The 9,445-nt window shown below is 70.0% G+C and carries 8 protein-coding genes; 4 read left to right on the top strand and 4 right to left on the bottom strand.

Annotation, left to right across the window (positions count from 1 at the left end; genetic code table 11):
- Positions 1 to 217 (top strand): SHOCT domain-containing protein (locus tag ABGB17_RS10370; RefSeq protein ID WP_347627853.1); only part of this gene is annotated, 217 nt, incomplete at its 5' end.
- Between the two features lie 85 nt (positions 218 to 302).
- On the opposite strand, the gene ABGB17_RS10365 is transcribed toward ABGB17_RS10370, so the two are convergent.
- Positions 303 to 641 (bottom strand): DUF2690 domain-containing protein, encoded by a 339-nt coding sequence (locus tag ABGB17_RS10365; RefSeq protein ID WP_347627851.1) that lies wholly within the window; start codon positions 639 to 641, stop codon positions 303 to 305.
- Between the two features lie 264 nt (positions 642 to 905).
- Here ABGB17_RS10365 and ABGB17_RS10360 point away from each other — a divergent pair, with 264 nt between their 5' ends.
- Complete coding sequence (locus ABGB17_RS10360; protein ID WP_347627849.1) at positions 906 to 1,922, top strand: NBR1-Ig-like domain-containing protein; 1,017 nt, start codon at positions 906 to 908, stop codon at positions 1,920 to 1,922.
- 18 nt (positions 1,923 to 1,940) lie between these two features.
- Here the strand turns inward: ABGB17_RS10360 and ABGB17_RS10355 are convergent, their stop codons facing one another.
- From ABGB17_RS10355 to ABGB17_RS10345, 3 genes are all read right to left on the bottom strand, one after another.
- Positions 1,941 to 2,387 carry an HNH endonuclease family protein gene (locus ABGB17_RS10355; protein ID WP_347627875.1) on the bottom strand — a complete coding sequence of 149 codons (447 nt, stop codon included), beginning with the start codon at positions 2,385 to 2,387 and terminating at the stop codon, positions 1,941 to 1,943.
- Positions 2,388 to 2,752: 365 nt separating this feature from the next.
- Positions 2,753 to 3,562 (bottom strand): alpha/beta hydrolase, encoded by an 810-nt coding sequence (locus ABGB17_RS10350; RefSeq protein ID WP_347627847.1) that lies wholly within the window; start codon positions 3,560 to 3,562, stop codon positions 2,753 to 2,755.
- A gap of 96 nt (positions 3,563 to 3,658) precedes the next feature.
- Positions 3,659 to 4,447 carry a CPBP family intramembrane glutamic endopeptidase gene (locus ABGB17_RS10345; protein ID WP_347627845.1) on the bottom strand — a complete coding sequence of 263 codons (789 nt, stop codon included), beginning with the start codon at positions 4,445 to 4,447 and terminating at the stop codon, positions 3,659 to 3,661.
- Positions 4,448 to 4,584: 137 nt separating this feature from the next.
- On the opposite strand from ABGB17_RS10345, the gene ABGB17_RS10340 reads away from it, so the two are divergent.
- Positions 4,585 to 5,466, top strand: a complete 882-nt coding sequence (locus ABGB17_RS10340; protein ID WP_347627843.1) for a glycosyltransferase family 2 protein — start codon at positions 4,585 to 4,587, stop codon at positions 5,464 to 5,466.
- 286 nt (positions 5,467 to 5,752) lie between these two features.
- Positions 5,753 to 9,394 (top strand): CARDB domain-containing protein, encoded by a 3,642-nt coding sequence (locus ABGB17_RS10335; RefSeq protein WP_347627841.1) that lies wholly within the window; start codon positions 5,753 to 5,755, stop codon positions 9,392 to 9,394.
- The last annotated feature ends 51 nt before the right edge of the window (positions 9,395 to 9,445 follow it).

Here is a 9,445-nt window from a genome sequence, read left to right as displayed (position 1 = left end):
CGGGTGGACTGTCCTCCATCCTCGGCGGGGCCGGCCGCGGCCCGCGGCGCGGCGCAGCGCCGCCCCGCTGGGGGTCCCCGCCACCCCCGCCGCCCCCGGCGACGACCCCGACGCCCTCCTGCGCCGCCTCAGGGAACTCGGCGAGCTCCACCGCGAGGGCGTCCTCACCGAGGAGGAGTTCACCACCGCCAAACAGGCCCTGCTGCGCCGCCTCTGACCACCACACCCCGTCCCGATGCCATGTCCCGCCTCTTGGCGGGACCCGCACCGTCCCGGTGCGGGTCCCGCCGTCCACCGGCCTGTCAGACGCAGGCGGTGTCGACCTCAGGCCCCATGCCGCCGGAGTTGTCGCCACCGGCGCACGTCACCCACGAACCGTTGATCATGTTCGTGTAGATCCAGTTGTACCCGGACAGATTCTCGTACTGGCCGCTGATCCGCCCGTAGTCCCGGCCCCAGACACCCGACCACAGGCTGCGGGACCCCGAATACGACCGGGTGACGGCCCAGTTGGCGTTGCAGTTGTACGAATACCAGAGCTCGACCCGCCCGGTCCCGTTCCCGTTGTTTATCGCGGCAGTGCGCACCGCCGCGGCGTTGGACGCGCAACCGGAGGAGTAGGGGTCGAGTCCGTGGCACATGGATCCAGAACAGGCGGCAAACACGGACGTCGCCGCGTTCGCGGAGACGGCCGGGGTAATGCCGGCCATGACAGCCAGCATGGCGACCGCCAGACTGGCGGTCCTTCCACGCCGGCGCCGCCGGGCCCTCGTTCCAGGGGCCTCCACTTCTCGCGTACCTGTCGCGGGAATCGCGGTCATGTTGTTTCCCTCCTACTGGCCGACTGAATTGCGTGGCGTCGGCGCTCATCCGCCGAGCCGGTCATCATCGTGGGGTGGCGGGAAATGTCAGGGACCACGACAATGTGTTCCTGCAGGTGCATCCCTGACAATTCAGTTGATCGTTGCCATGGACGGGTGGACAACATGACAAATGATCAGCAGCGGCCCAAACGGGGACGACCCTGGGCGCCCCTTAAAGGGGAAGATCCTCAGCTCCGCGCCCTCGCCGCGTGGCTGCGTGAGCGCTGCGACGAAGCGGGGATGACGTTACGAGAAGCGGAAAAGCGTATCTCTTACAGCAGGGACACGATTTCAAAGAACCTGACCGGAGAAGCCCTCCCTGAATGGCCCTTCGTCGAAGCACTGGTCACCGCCTCCGCCCGTAACGACGCCCGGGCCGCGGCGGTACTGCTGCAAAGAGCCAGGAAGCGATGGGAGGAAGCCGGAGCGCACCGATCCACCGCCCCCGCGGAACCTGTTCCGGCGACGCGGGAGCGGCCCAAGGCCATACCGCCCGGCGATCCAGAGCCGTCCGCCGTACACCGGCCATCGATACACCGACGGCTCGCCATTGCGGGCACGGCGGCACTACTCGTCGTTCTCTCTCTCGTCGCGGTTATGTGGCTCCGATTCTCCGTGATCGCCGCCGGGCCGCCCGAACGGCCCGCGGTGCCGATGTCCACGCCCGCTTCACCACATGCCGGTTTCGGTCCGCTGGTTCCCGGCGACGACTCAACTTTTATCGCCGATATCACTATTCCCGATGGGTCACGGGTGCGTACAGGACAACGGTTCGTGAAGACGTGGGAGATCCAGAATTCCGGTGTGATCGTCTGGCGGAATCGCTACCTCACTCGTCAGGGCCCCGCGGACGGGCCAGGTCTGTGTTCGTCGTCCACCAGGACGCCTATTCCCCTGACTCATCCGGGTTCGCGGATCAGGATCAGCGTGCCCATGACCGCACCCGCACGGCCGGGATCCTGCCGGGTGGACTGGAAGATGACTGACGCCACCGGGCGCCACTTCTTTCCAGACCTCGCCGGGCTCTACCTGGTGGTCAAAGTGGCCAGTGAACCATGACATGTCAGTGAGCCGTGTTCAGCGGCACTGGCGGAGCATGACCCGTTTGTCGGCCGCGGTGACCGGGAGGCCGTACTTGAGGGCGACCTGGGCGAAGCGGGCGGCGTAGGCGCAGCGGATGCGGTGGGACGGGGGGAGCCAGCCCGCGGGGCCTGAGCCGCCCTTGGCTATGTTGATCTCGCGGGAGACGGGGAGCAGGTTCAGGGGGTCGTTGGCGATGCGCAGGCGTTTGGCCATGGGCCAGGTGCGGGCGCCCATGCGCCATTCGTAGGAGAGAGGCACGACGTGGTCCACCTGGACGCGGTCGGCGTCGGACTTTCGCCAGGTGATGGTGCGGCCGGTGTAGGGGTCGGTGAGGCGCAGGGAGACGACGACGCAGTCGGAGCCCTTGCGGTGGCGAACCTTCTGGCCGTCTCTGGCGAGGAGGTCGTCCCGGGTGCGGCAGCCGTTGCGTGCGTACGGGATGCCGCGGGCGTCGTCCGCCCATTTGCTGCCGAACTTCGTGCGGGTGTAGCCGGTCAGGGAGCCTGACGTGCCGACCCGGAGCTTCCTGATGAGCTTGCGTGCGGCGGCGCGGTCGGACCGGGACGTGAGGGGGGACAGGCCGCGTTTGGTGCCGTCGGGGTTGTCCAGCGGCTTGGCCTGCTTCAGGGATCGCGCCGGAGGGGCCGGGGCGTCGGTGGGGGTGCCGTGGGCGGCGAGGGAGACGAGGACCGCCGCGGTCGCGAAGACACCGACGATCCCGCGCGCGCCCAGCGCCGCCTCCCGGAGTCCTCACGCCGATGGTCTGGTCAAGTAATCCCCATGAAATCCGCCATCGACACTGATGATCACTCGGAGAGCACTTCGTGGAGGCGTTCGGCGAAGGCGCCGGCGTGCGGGATGTAGCCGACGTGGTCGCCGGGGAAGTCGAGAACCGGCAGGCCGAGGCGCGCGGCGAGCTCGGCGCCGGCGCGGCAGGGCATCTGGTCGCGGGACTCCACGCCGCCGGCGAGCACGACCGGGGCGGTGCGCAGCGCGGCGAGGTCGGGCTCGTAGCGGGGGAACGTGGTGACCTCGTGGGCGAAGAAGAAGTCGAAGTTGCTGCGGATGCGCTCGACGATCTCCCGCACGCCGGGCGGCAGCTCGCCCTGCGGTTCCATGACGGGTCGCCGGCCCATGGCCCCGGCGAACTTCGCCGCCGCGGCGTCCACGCCCTCGGCGGTGTAGGTGTCGCGCACGTCGTCCAGGAAGGACAGCCAGTGGTCGCGGTCGGGCAGCAGGGTGACGGCGGGCGGCTCGTGCGCCACCAGGGTGCGGACCTGCTCGGGGTGGCGGGTGACCAGGTCGAGGCCGACCAGAGCGCCGGAGCTGCTGCCGAAGACGTACGCGGGCTCCCCGGCGACCTCCTTCAGCAGCAGGTGCGCGTCCTCGGCGTGGGTCTCGATCCGCTGCGGGCCGGGGGGCTCGGTCAGCTCGCTGCGGGAGTTGCCCCGCGGGTCGTAGGCCACCACGGTGTACCGGCCGGCGAGCAGGCGGGCGAGGCCCGTGAAACCCGCCGCGTCGCCGTTGCCGCCGGCGATGAGCAGCAACGTCGGCCCCGAGCCGTGCGCCTCGTGATAGATGCGCGCCCCTGGCACCTCAAGCGTCGCCGTCCTCATGGGTCCACCCCTTCCGCGTCGGATCGCGTGCGAGTGTCAATGTAGGTTGACATACATGATCACGTCAACCTGCATTGACATCTCACGATCGGCGGGTCACGGCAGCCAGCTCACCCGCCCTCGCAGCAGCCCGTAGCCGACGAAGGCCACGACGTCGATCAGGGTGTGGGCGACGATCAGCGGCATCGCGCGGCCCCAGCGCTGGTACAGGCGGCCGAACAACAGGCCCATCACCAGGTTGCCGACGAAGCCGCCGAAGCCCTGGTACAGGTGGTAGGACGCGCGGAGCACGGCCGACAGGGCGACGGCGCGCCACGGGGACCAGCCGAGGCGGTCCAGGCGGTGCAGCAGGTAGCCGGCGACGATGACCTCTTCCAGGATGCCGTTCTCGGCGGCCGCGAGGACCAGCACCGGCACGCGCCACCAGGTGTCCGGCAGGCGGTCCGGCACGACGTCGAGGTTGACGCCGGCCTGGAAGGCGAAGAGGTAGAAGACCAGGCCGGTGCCGCCGACCAGGGCCGCGAGGGCCGCGCCGCGCACCAGGTCGCGGCCCGGCTCGCGGCGGTCCACGCCGATGGTGCGCATCGACTCGCCGGAGCGGGCGAGCAGGTAGCCGACCAGGGCGACCGGCGCCAGGGAGATGACGATGCCGGTGAGCTGGTAGGCGAGGTCCAGCCAGGGGCGGCCGGGCGCCATGGTGCCGACCAGCACCGCGCGCTGGGCGTTCAGATCGCGGGTCGCGGTGAGGGACCCGATGAGGGACACCAGTGAACGCAGGGCACTTGCGCCGAGCGACACCGCGAAGACGACGACGATCTCGGTGCCGACGAGCCGCGGCGTGAAGGCCCGCGCGTCCTCGGCGGTGTGCGGCGGAGAGTCTCGCATGCCCCGCAGATTAGCCGCGCCACCTGGGAGCCGCGGCCGCGTGTCCCCTCTTCCGCGAAAGGCGCCGAAAGATCGCTGATCATGGCCTGCAAGGCGCCGTCAAGTGACGTGCAGGCGGCTTGGCGCACACTTCGCCCATGACAACGCACGGGATCGTCTCCACGCCGCGAACCGAGCACGTCCGCCGCACCGGCTACACCCCGGTCAGCGAGGACCTGGCGCTCGGAGTCACGATCAGCGTGGTGGTCCCCGCGATGAACGAGGCGGAGAACCTGCCGCACGTGTTCGCCACCCTGCCCTTGTGGATCGACGAGGTGGTGCTGGTGGACGGGCACTCCACCGACGACACCGTGGCCGTCGCCCGCGCGCTCCGCCCCGGGCTGCGCGTCGTCACCCAGACCCGCAGGGGCAAGGGCAACGCCCTCATCGAGGGCTTCGCCGCCGCGACCGGCGACATCATCGTCATGATCGACGCCGACGGCTCCACCGACGGCCGCGAGATCATCCGCTTCGTCTCCGCCCTGGTCGCGGGGGCCGACTTCGCCAAGGGCTCCCGCTACGCCTCCGGCGCCGGCTCCGACGACATCAGCCCCACCCGTTCCCTGGGCAACCGGGTGCTGACCGCCCTGGCCAACCGCCTGCACGGCACCCGCTACACCGACCTGTGCTACGGCTACAACGCGTTCTGGTCCCGCCACCTCCCGGCCCTCGCCCTCGACTGCGACGGCTTCGAGATCGAGACCCTGATGAACATCCGCGCCGCCCAGGCCGGCCTCACCGTCCACGAGATCCCGAGCCACGAGCACAGCCGCATCCACGGCACCAGCAACCTCCACGCCGTCCGCGACGGCTGGCGCGTGCTGAAGACCCTCCTGCGCGAGCGCACCCGCCCGGCCGCCGCCGCGATCCCCGCGCCCATGGCTCCGCTGAGCCCCCTCCCGGTGATCGCCTCCCCGGTGCCGCAGCAGCGTCCGGCCCTCGTCCCGGCCGACCGCGCCTCCGAGCGCACCGCCGTCTGACCGGCACCCCCTCCCCCGCCGTGACGTGCTCCGGCGGCGCGGCGCCGTGACGTTCTCCGGCGGCCGCTTCACAAAGGTGTTTTCCACCCGTTGACGGCACTGTTGTGCCTATGTAACCTTTGGCCAGCGCTGCGCAAGAATTTTGCAGATCAGTGTTTTTTTCTCGCTCTTCCTCGCAACTTCAGGGATGCACTGCGTCCGTGCACCTGCCCCCATCCGTGTGCGGTGAAGGCAGTCGCCTTCGCACCCCCCGACCCTGTCGAGCCTGACGAGAGATAGAGATCTCATGAGAAAGTCGCACGGACCATTACGGCTTGTGGCGGCGGTGGCCGCCGCCGGCCTGTTCGTCGTCGGGACCGTCGTGCCTGCCACCGCGGCGGGCGGGCCCAACCTGTCGCCGGGGAAGGCGACGTCGGCCGCCAGCACCCAGGCCGGGTACCCCGTTTCCGCGATCAACGACGGTGACCAGAACTCCTACTGGGAGAGCGCCAACAACAGCTTCCCGCAGTGGGCCCGGGTCGATCTCGGGGTCGCCACCAGCGTGGACCAGATCGTGCTCAAGGTGCCGGCGCCCGCCGCGTGGCAGACCCGCACGCAGACGCTGTCGGTCCAGGGAAGCGCGGACGGGACCAGCTTCTCGACGGTCGTGGCCTCGGCGGGTTACACGTTCGACCCGGCCACCGGCAACTCGGTCACGATCAACTTCCCGGCCGCGAGCCACCGGTACTGGCGGGTCGACGTCACCGCCAACACCGGGTGGCCGGCCGCGCAGATCTCCGAGTTCGAGATCTACGGGTCGGGGCAGGGCGGCGACGTCCAACCGCCGAGCGCGCCGGCCAACCTGGCCTACACCCAGCCCGCCACGGGGCAGATCCGGCTGACCTGGAACGCCTCCAGTGACGACCGTGGCGTCACCGGCTACGACGTCTACGCCGACAACCGGTTGCGGGCGAGCGTCGCGGGCGGCGTCACCACCTACACCGACTCCCAGCCGGCGAGCGCGACCGTGACGTACTTCGTGCGGGCCAGGGACGCGGCGGGCAACCAGTCGGCCGACAGCAACTCGGTGACCCGCAACGGCACCGGCGGCACCGGCACCAACCTCGCCATCGGCAAGGAGATGGTCGAGTCCGGGCACGTGCACACGTACGTGGCGTCCAACGCCAACGACAACAACCTGAGCACGTACTGGGAGGCTAACTCCGGCGCGTTCCCCAACACGCTGACGGTGAAGCTCGGCGCCAACGCGAGCGTGAGCTCCGTCGTGCTGAAGCTGAACCCCGACGCGGCCTGGGGCACCCGCACGCAGAACATCCAGGTGCTCGGCCGTGAGCAGAGCTCGGGGACGTTCCAGAGCCTTGCCTCGGCCACCAACCACACCTTCGACCCCGCCACCGGGAACACGGTGACGATCAACGTGTCAGGGTCGGTCGCCGACGTGCAGCTCAGGTTCGCGAGCAACAGCGGCGCACCCGGCGGGCAGGTGGCGGAGTTCCAGGTCTTCGGCGTCCCCGCGCCGAACCCCGACCTCACCGTCACCGCGTTGTCGTGGACCCCGGCCTCCCCCGTCGAGACCAGCTCGATCACGTTGTCGGCCACCGTGCGCAACGCGGGCACCGCGGCGTCCGCCGCGGACACCGTGAACCTCTACCTCGGCGGCATCCTGGCCGGCACCGCCGCCGTCCCCGGCCTCGCCGCGGGCGCGTCCACGACGGTGACCCACACCATCGGCACACGGGCCGCGGGCAGCTACCCGGTGATCGCCCGGGTGGACGAGGACAACACGGTCTTCGAGCAGAACGAGACCAACAACGCCTTCACCGCGCCGTCCCCGCTGGTGGTCTCCGAGGCGCCGGGGCCGGACCTGCGGGTGACCGGCGTCACCGCCAACCCGCCGAACCCGGCGGTCGGCGCGGCGGTGACCTTCACCGTCGCGGTGAACAACCGGGGCACCACCGCGACCGGCGCCACCACGGTCACCCGGCTGACGGTGGGCGGCGCCACGCTCGACACCGGCACCCCGTCGATCGCGGCGGGCGCCACGGTCGACGTGGCCGTGAGCGGGAGCTGGACCGCCACGAGCGGCGGCGCCACCCTCACCGCGACCGCCGACGCGACAGGTGTCGTCACCGAGACCAACGAGAACAACAACTCGTTCTCCAGGTCCATCGTGGTCGGGCGCGGCGCGGCCGTCCCGTACACCTCCTACGAGGCCGAGGCCGCCTCCTACCAGGGCACGCTGCTGGTCGCCGACCCGCTGCGCACCTTCGGCCACACCAACTTCGCCACCGAGTCGTCCGGCCGCCGGTCGGTGCGCCTCAACAGCACCGGTCAGTACGTCGAGTTCACCTCGACCGTGCCGGCCAACTCGATCGTGGTGCGCAACTCGATCCCCGACGCGCCGGGCGGCGGCGGCATCGACGCCACCATCAGCCTGTACATCAACGGCACCTTCGCCCAGAAGCTGTCGCTGTCGTCCCGCCACAGTTGGCTGTACGGCGACACCGACGGCTCGGAGGCGCTGACCAACACCCCGCAGGCCGACGCGCGGCGGCTGTTCGACGAGTCGCATGCCCTGCTGTCCGGTTCCTATCCGCCCGGCACGAAGTTCCGGTTGCAGCGGGACGCCACCGACACCGCGTCCTTCTACATCATCGACATGATCGACCTGGAGCAGGTGGCGCCGGCCACGAGCCGGCCCGCCGGGTGCGTGCCGATCACCCAGTACGGCGCCGTGCCCAACGACGGCGTGGACGACACCGCCGCCATCCAGCGCGCGGTCACCGACGACCAGAACGGCGTCATCTCCTGCGTCTGGATCCCGCCGGGCCAGTGGCGCCAGGAGAAGAAGATCCTCACCGACGACCCGCTGAACCGCGGCCAGTACAACCAGGTCGGCATCAGCGACGTCACCATCCGCGGCGCGGGCATGTGGCACTCGCAGCTCTACACGCTGACCGAGCCGCACCTCGCCACCGGCGGCATCAATCACCCGCACGAGGGCAACTTCGGCTTCGACATCGACGACAACGTGCAGATCTCCGACATCGCGATCTTCGGCTCCGGCCGGATCCGCGGCGGCCCCGGCGGCGCCGAGGGCGGCGTGGGCCTGAACGGCCGGTTCGGGCTGAACACCCGGATCAGCAACGTCTGGATCGAGCACGCCAACGTCGGCGCCTGGGTCGGCCGCGACTACGACAACATCCCCGACCTGTGGGGCCCCGGCGACGGGCTGGAGTTCAGCGGGATGCGGATCCGCAACACCTACGCCGACGGCATCAACTTCACCAACGGCACGCGCAACTCCCGGGTGTTCAACTCCTCGTTCCGCACCACCGGCGACGACGCGCTGGCCGTCTGGGCCAACCGGTACGTGAAGAACCCCTCGGTGGACATCGCCCACGACAACAGCTTCGTCAACAACACGATCCAGCTCCCGTGGCGCGCCAACGGCATCGCCATCTACGGCGGCTACGGCAACAAGGCCGAGAACAACCTCATCTACGACACGGCGAACTACCCCGGCATCATGCTGGCCACCGACCACGACCCGCTGCCGTTCTCCGGGCAGACCCTGCTCGCCAACAACGGTCTCCACCGCTGCGGCGGCGTGTTCTGGGGTGAGCAGCAGAAGTTCGGCGCCATCACCCTGTTCGCCCCGAACGGCGACATCCCCGGCGTCACCATCCGCGACACCGAGATCTCCGACTCCACCTACGACGGCATCCAGTTCAAGTCCGGCGGCAGCGCGATGCCGGGCGTCGTCATCACCGGCGTCCGCATCGACAGGTCCAACAACGGCGCCGGCATCCTCGCCCAGGGCGGCGCCCGCGGCAGCGCCACGCTGACCGGCGTCACCATCACCAACTCCGCGACGGGCGACATCGTCAGAGAACCCGGCACGGGCTTCGTGATCACCGGCGGCTAGCCGGAAAGGCTCTTCGCCCGGGACCGTCGGCCGTGTAGCGTGCCCCCAGAC

It is taken from the genome of Sphaerisporangium sp. B11E5, from assembly GCF_039871875.1.
Classification (GTDB): Bacteria; Actinomycetota; Actinomycetes; order Streptosporangiales; family Streptosporangiaceae; genus Sphaerisporangium.
This window is presented reverse-complemented; position numbering and strand designations above follow the sequence as displayed.